We start from the raw sequence: 18,216 nt of genomic DNA, 5'->3' as shown, positions 1-18,216 counted from the left end.
CGCCATGATTCGGGAAGTCCTGCGTATGGGCGATGCCCGGCTGCTGCGTGTTGCCCGTCCCGTCGAGCATTTCGATACACCCGAGCTTCATGCGCTGGTGGCGGACATGCTTGATACGATGCGCCATCTCAGTGGTGCGGGTTTGGCGGCGCCTCAGATTGGCGTCGATCTTCGCGTCGTGATTTTCGGCGTCGAGCGCAGCCCGCGGTATCCCGATGCGGAGCCGGTTCCCTTGACCGTGCTGTGCAATCCGACCATCACCTTCCTCGGCGACGAGATGGAGGAGGGATGGGAGGGCTGTTTGTCAGTGCCGGGTTTTCGCGGTGTCGTGCCGCGCTACGCACGCCTGCACTACTCAGGTTTTGGTGTGTCGGGTGAGGTGATCGAACGAGAAGCGAGTGGCTTCCATGCGCGCGTCGTGCAGCATGAGTGCGACCACCTCGACGGCGTGCTTTACCCGATGCGGGTGCAGGATTTCCGCCGCTTCGGCTTCACCGACATCCTCTTTCCCGGGCTGGATGCGGTTGGCGACGACTAAAGGAACGGTCGTCGCCCGATCGCTATTGCTGAAGGCGTGCGAGTAGCGCCCCTTCGAGCCGCACGACAGCGCTTGTTGCGCCCAGCTCGGGGCCGGAGATCAGGAAGGTATCCTCGGCTCGCTCGCCGAGCGTAGCGATCTTCGCTGTATGAAGATTCACCCGGCATTCCGCCAAGACACTCGCGATATCGAAGAGCAGCCCAGGCCGGTCGGCCGCTGCAACTGACAGGATGTAGTGCTGACCGCGCTCGTCGGGCCGGATTGCCACTTCCGGCGTAATCGGAAAGTGCCTGACCTGACGGGAAAGGCGCCCGGAGCCGGGTTTGTCGATGGGCCCCTGATTGCGTAACCGCTGCGCGAGGTCGTGTTCGATCAGCGGAACGATGTCGCGGTAGTTCTCGTCACCACTTGGGTCCATCAGCACGAAGCTGTCCAGCGCATAGTTGTGGCGCGTCGTATGGATCTTGGCATCCAGAATGCTCAGGCCTTGGCGGCTGAAGAAACCGCACAGGCGCATGAACATGTCTTGCGAATCTGGCGCGTAAACCATCACCTGAAGGCCTTGCTCCACCTGGCTCGGTCGCGCCTTGACGACGGCCTCGCCCCCCGCGGGGCGGTAGTACAGCATGCGCGTATGCCAGACGATCTCGTCGATGTCGTGGCGCATGAAGTAGACGGTGTCGAGTTCTTCCCACAGCGGGCGTTCAACGCCCTCGACGAGGCCGTAGAAGCGCAGGCGTGCCCGCGCTTCGTCCTGGCGTTCGGCCAGGCCCTTGGCCTGTACCGGTGTATCGCCCCGTAGCAGGCGCTGTGTGGTCAGGAAAAGGTCTTCAAGCAGCTTCGCCTTCCAGCCGTTCCAGACCTTCGGACTGGTGCCGCGAATATCTGCGTGGGTCAGCAAGTACAGCGCCGTGAGGCGTCGTTCATCCTTGACCAGCGCCGCAAACCCACGAATGACGTCTGGGTCCGAAAGATCGCTCTTCTGGGCGATCTGCGACATCGTCAAATGCTCGCCGACCAACCATTCGACGAGGTCGGTGTCTTCGGGCGAGATGCCGTGGTCTTCGCAGAAATGGCGTGCATCGCTCATGCCCAGCTTGGAGTGATCGCCGCCGCGTCCCTTGGCGATGTCGTGGAACAGTGCCGCAATATAGAGGAGCCAGTTGCGGTCGAATGCACTGATCAGGCGAGTGCACAGCGGATACTCGTGCGCGTGCTCATCCATCGTCATCCGGCGCACGTTTCGCATGACTTGCAGGATGTGCTGATCCACGGTGTATACGTGGAACAGGTCATGCTGCATTTGCCCGACGATCTGTCCGAATGCAGGGATGTAGCGGCCGAGGATGCCGTACTGATTCAACCAACGGAAAACGTGCGTAATGCCCTGCGGTTGCTGGAACAGGGCGACGAAGCGCCGGCGGTTTTCCGGATTCCGGCGAAACGCAGCATCAACCCGGCCTCGGCTCTGCCACAGGGCGCGAAGGGTGCGCGCCGTCATGCCTTTGAGTTCGTCGTGCTGCTCCAGCAGCAGGAACGCGTCCAGGATCGCCGACGGCTCTTTGATGAAGAGCTTGTCATCGAGTACGTCGAGCAGATTCTGTCGTTTGCAGAAACGCGCATCGATCGGTGTGGGCGTGTCCAGGCCGCTGGGCAGGATGCGGCTGGCGAGGTTCTGCAACAGCAGCGCGTTGAGCTGGGTGACCTTCTTGGCGACCAGGTAGTAGCGCTGCATCATGACTTCGGACGCGCGGCGCGTCGAAGTGGCGCTGATGCTGAGCGAGCGAGCGAGGGCTTCCTGGTGGTCGAACAGAATCCGGTCTTCCCGTCGGCGGGTAAGGCGGTGCAGCCGGATCCGCAAGTTTTGCAGGAAGCGCTCTGACTTGTTCAGTTCGGCGCATTCTTCCTGTGTTACGAGCCCCTGTTCGGCGAGCGCCTCCCAGCTTGAGCCAAGGCCTGATGCGAGCGAAATCCAGACGAGCGTTTGCAGGTCGCGCAGGCCGCCCGGGCTTTCCTTGCAATTCGGCTCGAGCGAGTAGGGGGTGTCGTTGAACCGGTTGTACCGCTGCTCCTGCTCCGCTCGCTTGGCAATGAAGAAGCTCGGGAGATGCAGTGCGGCGCGATGCTGGGCGAGGAGACTGGCAACGAGCTCTTCGTCGCCGGCCAGCCAGCGTGCTTCGAGCAGATTGGTCTGGACGGTAACGTCGCGCTCGGACTCCTCAAGGCATTCCTCGATGGTGCGGACGCTGTGACCGACCTCAAGCCCGATATCCCAAAACACCCCGACCAGCTGTTCGATGCGTTGGCGAGCTGCGCGCTCCGGCTCGTCGCCGAGCAGGATCAGGATGTCGACGTCCGAATGTGGATACAGATGGCCGCGTCCATAGCCGCCAACGGCTACAAGCGCTGAATTCGGCGGCAGGCTGGCTGCGGACCAGAGGTCTCGGAGGACGCCATCGACGAGCTCGGCGTTCTCGCAGAGAAGCCGAGCCGGATCTGGTTTCGCGTCGAACTTTTCGCGAAGCTGCGCGCGTCCGTCGGTGATTCGTTTGCGCAGCGTCTCTGCGACCGACCGAAGGTCGTCGCTGCCAACAGGGCTGTTCATCGGCTCAGGCTGCGAACTGTTTCGCGACGATATCCGGAATCGCGGGGGTGCCGGATGAACGGGTCAGGACCTCGACGCCGGTTTCGGTGACCACGACGGTGTGTTCCCACTGCGCGGACAGGCTTCGATCCTTCGTGACAATGGTCCAGCCATCAGGAAGCTCAGAGATCGCGGCCTTGCCGGCATTGATCATCGGCTCGATCGTGAAGATCATGCCCGGCTTCAGCTCGAGCCCAGTGCCAGGGCGGCCGTAATGCACCACTTGCGGTTCTTCATGGAAGTTCCGGCCGATGCCGTGACCACAGAACTCACGTACCACCGAGAACCCTGCGGCCTCTGCGTGGCGTTGAATTGCGTGGCCGATGTCACCCAGATGCGCGCCGGGGCGTACCTGCGCGATGCCCAGCCACATGCACTCGTAGGTAATGTGACAGAGGCGTTTTGCAAGAATGCTGGCCTCGCCACCGACGATGAACATCCGGCTGGTATCACCGTGGAAACCGTCCTTGATGACGGTGATGTCGAGGTTGACGATGTCGCCACGCTTGAGCTGCTTGTTTGCGGGTATTCCGTGGCATACCTGATGGTTGATCGAGGTGCAGATCGACTTCGGGTACGGCTTGTAGCCGGGTGGGGCGTAGTTCAGCGGCGCCGGAATCGTCCCCTGCACGTTCACCATATAGTCGTGGCACAGCTGATCCAGCGCTTCAGTGGTCACGCCGGGCTGCACATGCGGGGTAATGAAGTCCAGCACCTCTGAGGCCAAGCGGCCGGCAACGCGCATCGCTTCGATTTCTGCGGGGGTCTTGATTGTGACGCTCATTGTTCTTCTGGCTGCAGCGGGATAAACCGAAAGGTTAGCTGCTTTCGCTGGCATCGGCCATATCCGGCCATCTGTCACGCGCGCGCGGCTTGAGCGATGGTAGTGCAACCTGCTACAATCGCGGGCTTGGCTGCACCCATGGGGGGTGTGGCGAACTACGCACGTCCCTGTTGAAAGGGTCCCGCATCGGCGGGCTGAGGTCGCGATCTCTGCGCGGCCACCAGGGACGGAGGCTAACCCTTAGATCGGAGAATCAATATGTCCGTGACTATGCGCCAGATGCTGGAAGCCGGTGTTCACTTCGGCCACCAGACCCGTTTCTGGAACCCCAAGATGGCCCCGTTCATTTTTGGCCATCGCAACAAGATTCACATCATCAACCTCGAGAAGACCCTGGCCAAGTACCAGGAGGCGATGGCTTTCACGCGCAAGCTGGCAGCCAATCGCGGCACCATTCTCTTCGTTGGCACCAAGCGTCAGGCCCGCGAGATCCTCGCTGAAGAAGCGCAGCGCGCTGGCATGCCGTTTGTCGATGAGCGCTGGCTCGGCGGCATGCTGACCAACTTCAAGACGGTCAAGCAGTCGATCAAGCGTCTGAAGGAAATGGAGCAGATGGTTGAGGATGGCTCGATCGAGAAGCTCTCGAAGAAGGAAGCGCTGATGGCTACGCGCGAACTCGAGAAGCTGCAGAAGTCGATCGGCGGCATCAAGGAAATGGGCGGCCTGCCCGATGCACTGTTTGTCATCGACGTCGGCTATCACAAGATTGCGATCACCGAAGCGCAGAAGCTTGGCATTCCGGTTGTTGCTGTGGTCGATACGAACCACTCGCCGGAAGGTGTCGATTACGTGATTCCGGGTAACGACGATTCGAGCCGCGCGATCCGTCTGTACGCCCGTGGCGTCGCCGATGCGGTTCTGGAAGGTCGCAGCCAGGTGATCAACGAGATCGTTGCCGCTGGTGAAGCAGACGAATTCGTTGAAGTGGACGAAGGCACCGAAGAGCAGGCCTAAGCCGCTCCGGATCTTTCCACTGCATTAACTGAATTTAAGGAGTCAGCATGGCGGAAATTACCGCAGGCATGGTTAAGGAGCTTCGGGAAAAGACCGATGCTCCGATGATGGAATGCAAGAAGGCGCTCACCGAAGCCGCTGGCGACATGGCCAAGGCTGAGGAGATTCTGCGCGTCAAGCTCGGTAGCAAGGCGACCAAGGCTGCTGCACGCGTCGCCGCCGAGGGCGTGGTTTCCACGTTCATCTCGGCCGATGGCAAGCTTGCTTCGATCGTTGAAATCAACAGCGAAACCGACTTCGTTGCGAAGAACGACGACTTCCTGAAGCTCGCTCGTGACTGCGCCGAGCTGGTTGCCAGCAAGGCGCCGGCCGACGTCGCTGCGCTGTCGGCGCTGCCGCTCGGTGACGGCACTGTCGACTCGGTGCGTACCGCACTGGTCGGCAAGATCGGCGAGAACATGTCGATCCGCCGCTTTGTGCGCATCGAGGCCAAGGGCAAGGTTGCGCAATACATCCACGGCGGCTCGAAGATCGGCGTGCTGATCGACGTCGAGGGTGGTGACGAGGCGCTGGCCAAGGATCTGGCTATGCACATCGCTGCCAACAAGCCGAAGTCCCTGGATGCTTCCGGCGTTTCCGCCGAACTGATCGAGACCGAACGTCGCGTTGCCATCGAGAAGGCCAAGGAAGCCGGCAAGCCGGAGGCGATGCTCGAGAAGATCGCCGAAGGTACCGTGCAGAAATTCCTCAAGGACGTGACGCTGTACGGCCAGGTCTTCGTTAAGGCTGAGGACGGCAAGCAGACGGTTGAGCAACTCCTCAAGGCCAAGGGCGCAACGGTGCACAGCTTTACGCTGTTCATCGTTGGCGAAGGCATCGAGAAGAAGACGACCGACTTTGCAGCAGAAGTTGCGGCGCAAGCCGCTGCCGCCGCCGCACAACGCTGAGGACTGCCCCATGACTGCTCCCGCCTACCGCCGCATTCTGCTCAAGCTCTCCGGTGAAGCCCTGATGGGCGATGATGCCTTTGGCATCAATCGCGACGTCGTTTCCCGGATCGTTCAGGAGGTGGCGGAGGTGGTGAGCCTCGGGGTTGAGGTCGGTGTGGTCATCGGCGGGGGGAATATCTTCCGTGGTATGGCTGGCGCGGCCAGTGGAATGGACCGCGCGACGGCGGACTACATGGGAATGCTTGCAACCGTCATGAACGCCATGGCGCTTGCTGATGCGATGAAGCATGTAGGGGTTGTTGCGCGCGTTCAGTCCGCGTTGAATATGGAAGCTGTCGTAGAGCCCTATATTCGGGGCAAGGCGATTCGCTACCTGGAAGACGGCAAGGTTGTAATCTTCGCAGCCGGTACCGGCAATCCGTTCTTTACGACGGATACCGCCGCAGCGCTTCGCGGTGCCGAGATCGGCGCGGAGATCGTGCTGAAGGCGACAAAGGTTGACGGGATCTATACCGCTGACCCCAAGAAGGATCCGTCCGCGACGCGGTACGGCAAGATCAGCTTTGATGAGGCGATCGCGCGCAACCTTCAGGTTCTCGATGCAACGGCATTTGCGTTGTGTCGTGATCAAAAGTTGCCGATCAAGGTTTTCAGCATCTTCGCAACCGGCGCGCTCAAGCGCGTGGTAATGGGCGAAGACGAAGGCACGCTGGTGCATATCTGAATCAAGGGCTCATGACATGATTGCTGACCTGAAGAAGAACACCGAGCAAAAAATGCAGAAATCTGTCGAGGCGTTGAAGAACGATCTCGGCAAGGTTCGGACCGGGCGGGCCCACACGGGTTTGCTTGATCATGTGCAAGTTGATTATTACGGCTCGATGGTGCCGGTGAATCAGGTTGCCAACGTTAACCTCCTCGATGCGCGCACGATCGGCGTGCAGCCTTGGGAGAAGACGATGCTGGCCAAGGTTGAGAAGGCGATTCGTGATAGCGATCTCGGCCTCAATCCTGCAACGATGGGCGACACCATTCGTGTGCCGATGCCTGCATTGACCGAAGAGCGCCGCAAGGATCTGATCAAAGTGGTTCGTGGCGAGGCGGAGAACGCGCGCGTTGCGGTCCGCAACCTGCGCCGTGATGCCAACAACCACCTCAAGGAGGCGGTTAAGGCCAAGGAGATCTCGGAGGACGACGAGCGTCGCGCCGAGGAAGATATCCAGAAGTTGACCGACCGCTACGTAGCCGAAGTCGACAAGCTGCTCGCCGAGAAAGAAAAAGACCTGATGCAGGTCTAAAGACCCGCCAACCCTTAGGCGGAGTCTCATTCCACCATGGCGCTCAGCCGATTCTTCAGCAGCACACGCGACGTGCCGGCCGTCAGTGCGGTCCCGCAGCACGTCGCGATCATCATGGATGGCAACGGGCGTTGGGCGCGCAAACGTCTCATGCCGCGCGTGGCTGGCCATAAGCGCGGGCTCGAGACCGTCCGGCAGATCGTGTCGGCGTGTATCGATCGCGGTATTCGTCACCTGACCCTTTTTGCTTTCAGTTCCGAAAACTGGCGTCGTCCAGCCGACGAAGTCAGTTTCTTGATGAACCTGTTCCTGAAGGCCTTGCAGCAAGAAATTGCAAAGCTTCACCGCAATAACATCAGGTTCAGGGTCATCGGCGACCTGAGCAAATTCGACGAGCAGATTCGGCAGATGATTGCCGATGCGGAGTCATTGACCTTCGAGAACAGTGGATTGACGCTGACGATCGCCGCAAATTACGGTGGTCGCTGGGACATCCTGAACGCGGTCGAGTCGATGTTGGCCGCCCATCCTGCAAAGCAATCAGGGTTTCAGGAGGAGGATCTCGCGCCTTACTTGGCGCTTTCCGATGCTCCGGAACCGGACTTGTTCATCCGCACCGGAGGGGAGGAGCGCATCAGCAACTTCCTTCTCTGGCAGCTGGCCTACACCGAGTTCTATTTCACCGACACCCTCTGGCCCGAGTTCGATGCGGCAGCGTTCGACCTTGCGCTTGACTCCTATCGGCAGCGCGAGAGGCGTTTCGGCCGTACTAGTGAGCAAGTGCAGGAACAAACGCCAAGCGCGACGGAGTAAGCAATGCTGCGCGAACGTGTCATTACAGCCCTGTTGATGTTGGCGGGGCTGCTCGCCGCTGTGTTCTATCTGCCGACTAATGGCTGGTGGATTGCCTGCGGTGCGCTTGGTTTAGCGGCAGCCTGGGAATGGGCGGGTCTGTTTCATCTTCCTTCTGCTGTCCGCTGGGGTTACGGGGTGGTGGTCGCAGCAGCAGTGGTCGCGTTCGCGGCGATCGCCTCGCCTGCTATTGATGCGGCGCTGTTCGTGCTATCGGCGCTATTTTGGATGCTGGTGGCGCCGCCGTGGCTCAAGCAGCGTTGGCGTCTTTCTGGTGGCGCAGTCCTGCCGCTGATTCTTGGTTTAGTCATCCTTCTGCCTTCTGCCGTTGCCCTTGCCCGCCTGCGCGAGGCAAATGTCTGGCTGATGTTGGCGGTCATGGCTGTGGTCTGGGTGGCGGACATTGCGGCGTATTTCGGTGGGCGGGCTTTTGGTCGGCGCAAGCTCGCACCGGAGATTTCGCCAGGAAAGAGCTGGGAAGGTGTCTATTCTGGGCTGGCGGGTGTCTTGCTCTACGGGGCGGTGGTGTTTTCCGTGTGGATGCCGTTCGTCCCGCAGCGCTTGGGTTGGCCGATTGCGCTAATGTTGCTGCTTGCTCTTTCGGCCCTGAGCGTGATCGGCGACTTGTTTGAGTCTTTGCTCAAGCGACAGGCCGGCCTGAAGGATTCGTCTGGGCTATTGCCGGGGCACGGCGGAGTTCTAGACCGTATCGATAGCCTGACCTCAACGCTACCTCTGGTGGCGCTCTGGGCACTCGTCTGGCGGCTTGCAGGCTCATGATGCAGCACTTGACCATTCTGGGTGCGACAGGATCCATCGGCACCAGTACGCTCGACGTCGTGGCGCGCCACCCGGATCGCTATCGGGTTTTTGCGCTTACCGCGTTTCGGCAGCTTGAAAAGCTGGCGGAGCAAATAGCCGCATTTCGCCCGACCTTTGCCGTGGTGCCGGACTTGGCGTCTCGCGAGTCGCTTCGTCTGATGCTTATCGAACGCGGTGTCACATGCGAACTGCTGGTCGGCGAGGGCGGTTTGTGTGAAGTCGCTACCCATGCCGAAGTCACCACCGTGATGGCGGCCATCGTTGGGGCGGTGGGTTTGCCGCCTACGCTTGCAGCCGTTCGGGCTGGCAAGCGTGTATTGCTGGCAAACAAGGAGGCCTTGGTCATGTCTGGGCGCCTCTTCATGGATGAGGCTCGACAGTCGGGAGCGACAGTTCTGCCGATCGACAGCGAACACAATGCCGTGTTCCAGTCTTTGCCCTCTCAATTTGAGTATGGCCTTGAAGAGGCTGGTGTCACGAAGGTATTGCTCACTGCCTCCGGTGGGCCGTTCAGGACTTGGCCGATCGAGCAGCTGAAATCAGTCACGCCTGATCAGGCTGTCGCGCATCCGAATTGGGTGATGGGGCGAAAGATCTCTGTCGATTCGGCCACCATGATGAACAAGGGCCTTGAGGTGATCGAGGCGCGGTGGTTGTTTGGCATTGGCGGTGATCGAATTGATGTGGTGATTCATCCGCAAAGCGTGATCCACTCGATGGTTCAGTATGCGGACGGTTCGGTCGTAGCTCAGCTTGGCAATCCGGATATGCGGACTCCGATTGCGCATGCCTTGGCGTATCCGCAGCGTATTGCTTCAGGCGTTGCACCGCTCGATTTCGCTTCCATCGCCGCCCTGACGTTCGAGACGCCCGATCTGAATCGTTTTCCGTGTCTCCGGCTGGCCTACGCCGCACTGAAGGCCGATGGGTTGGCGCCGACGGTGCTAAATGCTGCCAACGAAATCGCAGTGTCGGCGTTTCTTGACCGACAGATCTCGTACCTTGATATCGCGTCAACGGTTGAGGCTGTGCTGGATTCCTGCGATACGGGTAAGGCGGAATCGCTGGAGGACGTCCTTGTGGCGGATGGTTCTGCACGTCGAATGGCGCAGGCATTCATTGATAAGCGTTTGCGAGGCGCTGCGTGACGATACTCTGGTACGTCGGTGCGTTCGCTCTTGCGATTGGTGTTCTGGTTACTGTCCACGAGTTTGGCCACTTCGCAGTCGCAAGACTCTGCGGCGTCAAGGTGCTCAGGTTCTCATTGGGCTTCGGCCGCGTCTTGTTGCGCCGTCAGAAGACGCCTGAAGACACCGAGTGGGTGCTCTGTGCGGTGCCCTTGGGCGGTTATGTCCGAATGCTTGATGAACGTGAAGCGCCCGTTCCGACGTCCGATTTGTCACAAGCCTTCAATCGGAAGTCCGTCTGGCGTCGGTTGGCGATAGTCGCTGCTGGCCCCGCAGCAAACCTGTTGCTGGCAGTGCTGATCTACTGGATCGGCTTCATGCAGGGGGTGACCGAACTGCGCCCCATCATTGCGCAGCCCTCCGTTGAGAGTCCAGCCGGCAAGGCGGGGATGCAAGCTGGCGATGAAATCGTTGCGGTCAGTGCTCAATCCGTGCGGTCTTGGTCCGACGTTCGCTGGGTGTTGGTTCGTCATCTGGTCGACAATCAAACGGTTGACCTCAAACTCCATTCGCATGGTGGGGAGCGGATGGTTACGCTTGCCACTGAGGGCTTGGGCGACGACCTGGAGCGAGCGGATCCGCTAAAGGATCTCGGCCTTGCTCCGTTTCGCCCGGACGTGCCCCCTGTTATCGGAAGTCTCGCCGAGGGTGGTCCGGCGGCCAAGGCGGGGATTCTTTCGGGTGACCGTGTTCTGAGCATCGATGGCAATCCCCTCAAGGGCTGGGACGATCTGGTTCGTGGCGTCAGCGCTTCACCGGGCAGGGCACTTTCGATTGAGGTGCGACGTGGTAACGAGTTCAAGTCGTTCTCGATCGTGCCGGAAGCCCATAGCGACCAAGGAAACACGATCGGGCGAATTGGTGTAGCTGTGCAGGCTGATAGTGCTTGGCGCGACCGGCTTCTGGTTGAGCTTCGCTACGGCCCAGTCGAGGCCTTCGGGCGCGCGGCTCGCCAGACTTGGGAGATGGCCGGGTTCTCGCTGAAGATGTTGGGGCGGATGATCACCGGACATGTGTCCCTGAAGAACATCAGCGGGCCGGTGACGATCGCCGACTACGCAGGGCAGTCGGCCAAGCTTGGTGCGGATGCCTACATTCGTTTTCTGGCGCTCATCAGCATCAGTATTGCGGTACTCAATCTGTTACCGATCCCTCTGCTGGACGGTGGACACATCATGTATTATCTGGCCGAGATCCTGATGCGGCGCCCTGTTTCACAGAAAGTCATGGAAATCGGCCAGCAGATCGGGTTTACGCTGCTGGCAAGCCTGATGGCCTTCGCTTTTTTCAACGACATCACCCGGTTGTTGTCCTGACTCTCCCAATGCGACTCAAGTTGATTCCGGGGCTGTTCCTGTCCCTTTTTGCTGCAAATTCCGTTTGGGCGTTCGATCCCTTTGTTGTTAAAGACATTCGGGTTGAAGGTCTGCAGCGCACCGAAGCCGGTACTGTATTCAACTACTTGCCGGTCAAGGTCGGGGAGAAGCTGAGCGAGGAGCGTGCTGCACAGGCGATCCGAGCGCTCTACGCTACCGGCTTCTTTAAGGACGTACGCCTTGAGGTGGACGGCGGCGTGCTGGTGGTTGTCGTTGACGAACGACCGGCAATTGGCTCGATTGAATTCGAGGGCAACAGTGCCTTTGATGGCGACAACCTGCGCAAGGGATTGCGGGACGCGGGAATCATTGAGTCGCGAATTCTCGATCGTGCCCTATTGGAGCGCGCTGAGCAGGAACTCAAGCGGCAATATCTGAACCGCAGCTACTACGGCGCCACGATCGTTACCGAGATCACGCCGCTGGAGCGCAACCGGGTCGCGCTCAAGTTCAAGATTGTTGAGGGTGAGATCGCTGCGATCAAGCAAGTGAGTATCACTGGCAACAAGGTCTTTTCGGAATCGGATTTGAAGGGGCAGATTTCGGCTCGGCCGAAGCACTGGTTCCCCCCGGTTAACTGGCTGTCAAAAGGGCATGAATACTCGAAGCCTAAACTTCAGGGTGATCTCGAGAGCCTTCGCAGCTACTACCTCAATCGCGGGTATCTCGACTTCTCCGTTGAGAGTTCTCAGGTATCAATCACCCCCGATAAGCAGGATGTGTATATCGCAATTGCGGTCGCAGAGGGTGAGCAATACAAAGTCTCCGCCGTTAAGATTGCGGGTGATCTGATTATTTCCGATGCCGAGGCAAAGGCCCTGGTTGCACTTCGTCCGGGCGATATCTTCTCTCGGGATCAGCTCACCGAGACGACTCGTTCGATAACCGAACGCCTCGCTAATGAAGGGTATGCGTTCGCTAACGTCAATGCTGCGCCGGAGCTTGATAAAGAAAAGCGTGAGGTTGCTTTCACGATTTTTGTGGATCCGGGGAAGCGCGTTTATATACGGCGCGTGAATATCTCGGGCAATACACGCACTCGGGATGAAGTGATTCGGCGCGAACTTCGGCAATTCGAAAATGCTTGGTATGACGGCACGAAGATCAAGCGTTCGAAAGCGCGACTCGACCGAACCGGCTTCTACGAGGAGACCAATCTGGAGACTCAGCCGGTCGCTGGTACCAGCGACCAGGTTGACCTGAACGTCGTGGTCAAGGAGCGGGCAACCGGCAATTTCTTGTTGGGGGCGGGCTACTCCACGACCGACAAGCTTGTGTTGCAAGGCTCGTTGTCGCAGAACAACCTGTTCGGAACGGGCAACGCACTGTCACTGAATCTGAATACGGGTAAGTCGAACCGGACGCTGGTGCTGTCCTACACAAATCCGTATTTCACACCCGAAGGCGTGAGCGTCGGCTATAACCTGTACCACCGTAATTACAACCCGTCGGCGACGACGAATGTTGCGTATTACAAGACGCAGTCGTCTGGTCTCGGCATGACTTTCGGTTACCCGATTGCCGAAGATGATGCGATCTATTTCGGGGCATCTTTCGACTCAACCCGAACCACGGTATCGAGTTCGAGTGATGTGCAGTACATCGACTTTGTTAACAAATTCGGTGAACTGACCAACACGTTCCTGTTAACGGCGTCTTGGTCGTACGATTCCCGAGACAGTTACCTGACGCCGGTGTCAGGGTTTTACCAGCGCCTTCAGACCGAAGTGGCTGTGCCTCCTGCCGAGCAGCGGTACTACCGGGCCAATTACCAGGCACAGTATTTCATTCCGTTGTTCTTCAAGGATGCGACGCTGCAGTTCCATGGCAACGTGTCTTACGCGGCGGGGTACGGTGGGCTTCCGGTTCCGTTCTACAAGAACTACTACGCTGGTGGCATCGGTTCGGTCCGCGCGTATGACGACAATTCACTGGGGCCGCGATCGGGCAGCGGAAACGCGCTCGGCGGGACACAGTTGCTGACCTATGGTGCGGAGTACTTCTTCCCGCTCCCGATGACCAACATCGACAAGAGTTTCCGCTTGGGTTTGTTCGTCGATGGCGGTCAGGTTTGGGGTGCCGACCAGAAAATCCAGTATGCGGATATCCGGTATAGTGCGGGCCTAGGTCTGGCGTGGGTTTCACCGATCGGACCGCTGAAGTTCAGCTTCGGTCAGCCGCTTAACAAGCAGGAAGGCGACCGGACGCAGCGCTTCCAGTTCCAGTTGGGCAACATTTTCTGATGCTGAAGGAGACGGTTGTGAGAAAGACTCGTGCTGTTCTGGCTGTCGCTGTGGCCCTTGGCCTGTCCGCGAGCGCCATGGCTCAGAGCAAGATCGGATTCGTGAATTCCGATCGCGTTCTGCGGGAGTCTGCGCCGGCGGTGGTTGCTCAGAAGAAGCTGGAGAAGGAATTCGAGAAGCGTGACCAGGATCTCCAGAAGCTCACCAAGCAGCTGCAGGGCATGCAGGAGAATCTTGAAAAGAACGCGGTCACGATGTCCGAGAGTGATCGGAAGACGAAAGAGCGGGAATTCGCTGATCTGAATCGCGAGTTCCAGCGGCGCCAACGCGAGTTTCGCGAAGATCTGAACCAGCGACGTAACGAAGAGCTGGCAAGCGTTCTGGAGCGCGCCAACCGGACGATCCGCGAGATCGCAGACGCCGAGAAGTACGATGCGATCCTTCAGGATGCGATCTACATCAGCCCGCGTGTTGATCTGACCGACAAGGTCATCAAAGCACTTAACGCGAAGTAATCCGGCGTGCCCACTCTCGTCGAAATTGTCGGCCGCCTCGGCGGCCGCGTCGTTGGTGACGGCGCAACCGTAGTCAGTCAAGTTGGCAGTCTGGAGTCAGCGCAAGCGGGCGAGATCGCGTTTCTCGCCAGTGCGAAGTATCGCAAGGCGCTGGCGACGACAGGAGCGTCGGCGGTGGTTTTGCCCCCTGCGGCAGAATCGGCGAGTGAGCTGCCGCGGATCATCGTCGACCAACCCTATTTGTATTTCGCGCGCTTGGCGCAATTGCTCAACCCGACGCTCAAACCGGAGGCAGGAATCCACCCGTCGGCGGTCGTCGAGTCTGTGATTCCGCCCTCGGTGAGTGTCGGCCCGCTCGCTTATGTTGGCCCGCGGTGCGAAATCGGTGAGCACGTGGTCATCGGCCCCGGCTGTGTTGTTGAGGCGGGCTCGAAGATTGGCGACCACTCGTTGCTGTATGGAAACGTCAGCCTCTATCACGAGACGGTGATTGGGCAGCGCTGCATTATTCATTCCGGCGCCGTCATTGGTGGTGACGGTTTCGGATACGCCCGAGAGCGGTCTGGGGCCTGGGTGAAGATTCCCCAGATCGGCCGGGCTGTTCTTGGCGACGACGTTGAGGTCGGTGCCAATACGACCATTGATCGTGGCGCGCTCGACGACACCGTGATTGGAAACGGTGTAAAGCTGGACAACATGGTGCAGATCGCCCACAACGTCAAACTGGGTGAGCACACGGCAATGGCTGGCTGCTCCGGTGTTGCGGGCAGCACCGTTGTCGGGGCCCGCGTGATGGTGGGCGGTCAGGCAGGCATAAACGGCCATATTGAAGTGGCCAGCGATACCGTGGTGTCGTCCCGCACCTTGATCAGCAAGACAGTTAAAGAACCTGGGATCTACACCTCAGCCATGCCGGCGATGCCGCATGACGAGTGGATGAAAAGCGCAGCCCACTTCAGACACCTCGATGCGTTGGTGACGAGGCTGCGTGAATTAGAAAAGCGCATCGCAGAACTGGAGAGGAAGCCTTGAGCATCATGGAAATCGGCGAGGTCATGGAGTACCTGCCGCATCGTTACCCGTTCCTGTTGATCGACCGCGTCATTGAAATGACCTCCGGTGAGTCGATCAAGGCGATCAAGAACGTAACGATCAACGAGCCCTTCTTTACCGGGCATTTCCCGCATTTTCCGGTGATGCCGGGGGTGCTTGTGATCGAAGCGATGGCGCAAGCGGCGGCGATCCTGTCCTACAAGTCGCGCGACATGAAGCCGGACTGCAACACCGTTGCATACTTTGCCGGTATCGATAACGTGCGCTTCAAGCGCCCGGTGGTGCCGGGCGATCAACTGGTTTTTGACGTTCATCTGGTCAAGAACAAAGGTGATCTTTGGAAGTACCGTGGTGTTGCAAACGTCGACGGCCTGCCGGTGGCTGAGGCCGATCTGATGTGCTTCTTCAAGAGGCTGAAATGATTCATCCGACTGCAATCGTTCATCCGGGCGCTTGCATCGCTGAAGGGGTCGAGATCGGCCCCTTTTCCGTTATTGGCGAGCATGTCGAGATCGGTGCCGGAACCCGCGTGGGGCCACATGTGGTCATTACCGGCCATACGCGCATTGGTCGCGACAACAGGATCTTCCAGTTCTGCTCGCTCGGCGAAATGCCGCAGGACAAGAAGTACAGTGGTGAGCCGACCCGACTTGAGATCGGCGACCGGAATACGATTCGCGAATACTGCAATTTCAATACCGGTACCGTACAGGATGCCGGCGTTACCCGCATCGGCGACGATAACTGGGTGATGGCGTCGGTTCACATCGGTCACGATTGTCAGGTTGCGAACAAGACAATCATGGCGAACAACGTGACCCTGGCTGGCCACGTGACGGTGGGCGACTGGGTGATCCTTGGCGGGATGACCGCGGTGCATCAGTTTGCACGAATCGGCGCGCACAGCATGTGCGGCGGCGGCACGATTCTGCTGCAAGACTTGCCTCCCTATGTCATGGTGTCCGGCAACCCGGCCGCGACACATGGCACGAACAGCGAGGGGCTGCGTCGGCGCGGATTTTCCGCCGAGGCGATCTCTGCAATCAAACGCGCTTACAAGACGATTTATCGTTCCGGGCTTACGCTTGATGAAGCGCGCAAGCAACTCGCCGAGGCCGCTGTGGCGACGCCGGAACTGCAGCCGCTGCTCGATTTCATTTCTGCGGCCGGACGCGGCATCGTTCGCTGATGGCGACCTGTATTGCGATGGTCGCTGGCGAGGCGTCCGGCGACCAACTTGGTAGTCGCTTGATTGCTGCTATCAGGCGCCATCTGCCCGATGCTCGGTTTGTTGGCATTGGTGGGCCGGGCATGCAGCGCGAAGGTATGGAATCATGGTTCCCGGCTGAGCGTTTGGCCGTCAATGGCATTGGCGACGCGCTTCGGCGCGTGCCCGAACTCCTCGGGATTCGGCGTCAGCTCCTGGCCCGGATCAAAGCTGAGCAGCCCGCGATTTTCATCGGGATTGATGCGCCGGATTTCAACCTGGGCGTTGAGCGTCGCGTGAAGGCGATGCGCATTCCGACGGTGCATTACGTAAGTCCCTCGGTGTGGGCGTGGCGAGGCGGGCGGGTCAAGAGGATCCGCAAGTCGGCGGACCACATCCTGTGCCTCTTTCCTTTTGAGCCGGAGCTCTACGAACGCGCGGGCGTGGCCGCCACCTTTGTCGGGCATCCGCTCGCTGATGAGTTTGCGCTTGAGCCGGACCGGGTCGGCGTGCGCGAGCGCCTTTGCTTACCGCGCGACGCGAAGATCGTTGCCGTGATGCCCGGCAGTCGGAATGGCGAAGTGAGCCGCCTCGCGGCGGACTTCGTCGGCGCGGCAGTTCGGATTCACGAGGCGCGGCCCGACGTGCGCTTCCTGGTGCCTCTGGTGACGCGCGATACGCGCACGATGTTTGAACAAGCCATGCATGACGCGTCTTTGGGGCCAGATTTTCCGATGACGTTGATGTTCGGACACAGCCATGACGCGATGATCGCTTCCGATGTCGTCATGCTTGCGAGCGGCACCGCCACGCTGGAGGCTGCGTTCCTCAAGCGGCCGATGGTCATCGCGTACAAGATGGCCGGTTGGACCTTCTCGATCGTCAAACGGATGATGTATCTGCCTTACGTTGGCCTGCCGAACATTTTGTGTCGCGAGTTCGTCGTGCCGGAACATCTGCAGGAAGACTGCGAGCCGACGAAGCTGGCCAACGGTGTCTTGAAGTGGCTTGATGACGCTGACAGCGTCGTCGCACTCCAGAAACGTTTCATGGACCTCCATTTGAGCCTTCGCCAGGACAACGCGAGCCGCGCAGCCGAGGCCATCCTGAGTCTGATTGGTCGAGGGCGTCGGTGAACTTGCCTCCGCGGCCAGGTGGGCTCCTCGCGGGCGTTGACGAGGCTGGGCGTGGGCCGCTTTGCGGCGCGGTCGTAGCGGCGGCGGTGATTCTTGATCCATCACGTCCAATTGAGGGTCTCAACGACTCGAAGAAACTCACGGCCAAGAAACGCGACGCCCTAGCACTCCAGATTCGTCAACATGCGTTGGCTTGGTGTGTTGCGGAGGCCTCTCCGGAAGAAATCGATCGTTTGAACATCCTCGGCGCGACAATGCTTGCCATGCAACGTGCGGTGAAGGGGCTTGCGATCTTGCCGGACGAGGTGTGGGTGGATGGCAACCGCTGCCCTCAGCTGAATTGCGCCACGCAGGCTATCGTGTCGGGCGATGCGCTCGTTGAGGAGATTTCGGCCGCGTCAATTCTGGCCAAGACGGTGCGCGATGCGCAGATGCAGTCGCTTGACGCGCAGTACCCGGCGCTTGGCCTTGCCAAGCACAAGGGCTACCCCACGGCGGCGCATATCGCGGCGCTGCGCAAGCATGGGGTGCCGGATTTTTACCGACGCAGTTATGCACCCGTCCGCGACATTCTTGCGCAGGGCGAGCTGTTCTAGG

18 protein-coding genes are annotated in these 18,216 nt (G+C 59.6%); 16 read left to right on the top strand and 2 right to left on the bottom strand.

Annotation, left to right across the window (positions count from 1 at the left end; translation table 11 throughout):
* Positions 1–4: 4 nt before the first annotated feature.
* Entirely contained in the window at positions 5–538 is a 534-nt protein-coding gene (gene def / locus JY500_RS11440) for a peptide deformylase (RefSeq protein ID WP_206252430.1), read from the top strand.
* Between the two features lie 22 nt (positions 539–560).
* On the opposite strand, the gene JY500_RS11435 is transcribed toward def, so the two are convergent.
* Positions 561–3,143 carry a [protein-PII] uridylyltransferase gene (locus tag JY500_RS11435; protein WP_206252428.1) on the bottom strand — a complete coding sequence of 861 codons (2,583 nt, stop codon included), beginning with the start codon at positions 3,141–3,143 and terminating at the stop codon, positions 561–563.
* Between the two features lie 4 nt (positions 3,144–3,147).
* Positions 3,148–3,966: a type I methionyl aminopeptidase gene (map, locus tag JY500_RS11430; protein ID WP_172203140.1), complete on the bottom strand. Its 819-nt coding sequence runs from the start codon at positions 3,964–3,966 to the stop codon at positions 3,148–3,150.
* Positions 3,967–4,224: 258 nt separating this feature from the next.
* Here map and rpsB point away from each other — a divergent pair, with 258 nt between their 5' ends.
* From rpsB to rnhB, 15 genes are all read left to right on the top strand, one after another.
* Positions 4,225–4,980: a 30S ribosomal protein S2 gene (gene rpsB / locus JY500_RS11425; RefSeq protein ID WP_172202710.1), complete on the top strand. Its 756-nt coding sequence runs from the start codon at positions 4,225–4,227 to the stop codon at positions 4,978–4,980.
* Between the two features lie 47 nt (positions 4,981–5,027).
* Complete coding sequence (tsf, locus tag JY500_RS11420) at positions 5,028–5,927, top strand: translation elongation factor Ts (protein WP_172202709.1); 900 nt, start codon at positions 5,028–5,030, stop codon at positions 5,925–5,927.
* Between the two features lie 10 nt (positions 5,928–5,937).
* Positions 5,938–6,654, top strand: a complete 717-nt coding sequence (gene pyrH / locus JY500_RS11415; protein WP_172202708.1) for a UMP kinase — start codon at positions 5,938–5,940, stop codon at positions 6,652–6,654.
* A gap of 16 nt (positions 6,655–6,670) precedes the next feature.
* A complete protein-coding gene (frr, locus tag JY500_RS11410) occupies positions 6,671–7,228 on the top strand; it encodes a ribosome recycling factor (protein ID WP_172202707.1) in 558 nt (185 codons plus the stop codon).
* A 36-nt stretch (positions 7,229–7,264) separates the two neighbouring features.
* Positions 7,265–8,041, top strand: a complete 777-nt coding sequence (uppS, locus tag JY500_RS11405; RefSeq protein ID WP_172202706.1) for a polyprenyl diphosphate synthase — start codon at positions 7,265–7,267, stop codon at positions 8,039–8,041.
* A gap of 3 nt (positions 8,042–8,044) precedes the next feature.
* Positions 8,045–8,860, top strand: coding sequence for a phosphatidate cytidylyltransferase (locus tag JY500_RS11400; protein WP_206252427.1), 816 nt, complete (start codon positions 8,045–8,047; stop codon positions 8,858–8,860).
* On the top strand, positions 8,860–10,050 hold the full coding sequence (ispC, locus tag JY500_RS11395) for a 1-deoxy-D-xylulose-5-phosphate reductoisomerase (RefSeq protein WP_425493205.1): 1,191 nt from the start codon (positions 8,860–8,862) through the stop codon (positions 10,048–10,050). Before JY500_RS11400 ends, ispC begins: the two co-directional genes overlap by 1 nt.
* Entirely contained in the window at positions 10,047–11,405 is a 1,359-nt protein-coding gene (rseP, locus tag JY500_RS11390; RefSeq protein WP_206252423.1) for an RIP metalloprotease RseP, read from the top strand. Before ispC ends, rseP begins: the two co-directional genes overlap by 4 nt.
* Positions 11,406–11,413: 8 nt before the next feature.
* On the top strand, positions 11,414–13,708 hold the full coding sequence (gene bamA, locus JY500_RS11385) for an outer membrane protein assembly factor BamA (RefSeq protein WP_206252421.1): 2,295 nt from the start codon (positions 11,414–11,416) through the stop codon (positions 13,706–13,708).
* Positions 13,709–13,785: 77 nt separating this feature from the next.
* Positions 13,786–14,223, top strand: a complete 438-nt coding sequence (locus tag JY500_RS11380; RefSeq protein ID WP_246479897.1) for an OmpH/Skp family outer membrane protein — start codon at positions 13,786–13,788, stop codon at positions 14,221–14,223.
* Positions 14,224–14,229: 6 nt separating this feature from the next.
* Positions 14,230–15,255, top strand: coding sequence for a UDP-3-O-(3-hydroxymyristoyl)glucosamine N-acyltransferase (lpxD, locus tag JY500_RS11375; protein ID WP_206252420.1), 1,026 nt, complete (start codon positions 14,230–14,232; stop codon positions 15,253–15,255).
* 5 nt (positions 15,256–15,260) lie between these two features.
* Entirely contained in the window at positions 15,261–15,698 is a 438-nt protein-coding gene (gene fabZ, locus JY500_RS11370; RefSeq protein WP_218044788.1) for a 3-hydroxyacyl-ACP dehydratase FabZ, read from the top strand.
* Positions 15,695–16,465, top strand: a complete 771-nt coding sequence (gene lpxA, locus JY500_RS11365) for an acyl-ACP--UDP-N-acetylglucosamine O-acyltransferase (protein WP_206252418.1) — start codon at positions 15,695–15,697, stop codon at positions 16,463–16,465. The genes fabZ and lpxA overlap by 4 nt, the downstream gene beginning before the upstream one ends.
* Positions 16,465–17,619 (top strand): lipid-A-disaccharide synthase, encoded by a 1,155-nt coding sequence (gene lpxB / locus JY500_RS11360; RefSeq protein ID WP_206252412.1) that lies wholly within the window; start codon positions 16,465–16,467, stop codon positions 17,617–17,619. The genes lpxA and lpxB overlap by 1 nt, the downstream gene beginning before the upstream one ends.
* A 2-nt stretch (positions 17,620–17,621) precedes the next feature.
* On the top strand, positions 17,622–18,215 hold the full coding sequence (rnhB, locus tag JY500_RS11355) for a ribonuclease HII (protein ID WP_425493204.1): 594 nt from the start codon (positions 17,622–17,624) through the stop codon (positions 18,213–18,215).
* Position 18,216 lies beyond the last annotated feature (1 nt).

Source organism: Niveibacterium microcysteis (assembly GCF_017161445.1).
Lineage (GTDB): Bacteria > Pseudomonadota > Gammaproteobacteria > Burkholderiales > Rhodocyclaceae > Niveibacterium > Niveibacterium microcysteis.
The sequence above is the reverse complement of the archived record's forward strand: the minus strand, read 5'-3'. Positions and strand labels throughout refer to the sequence as shown.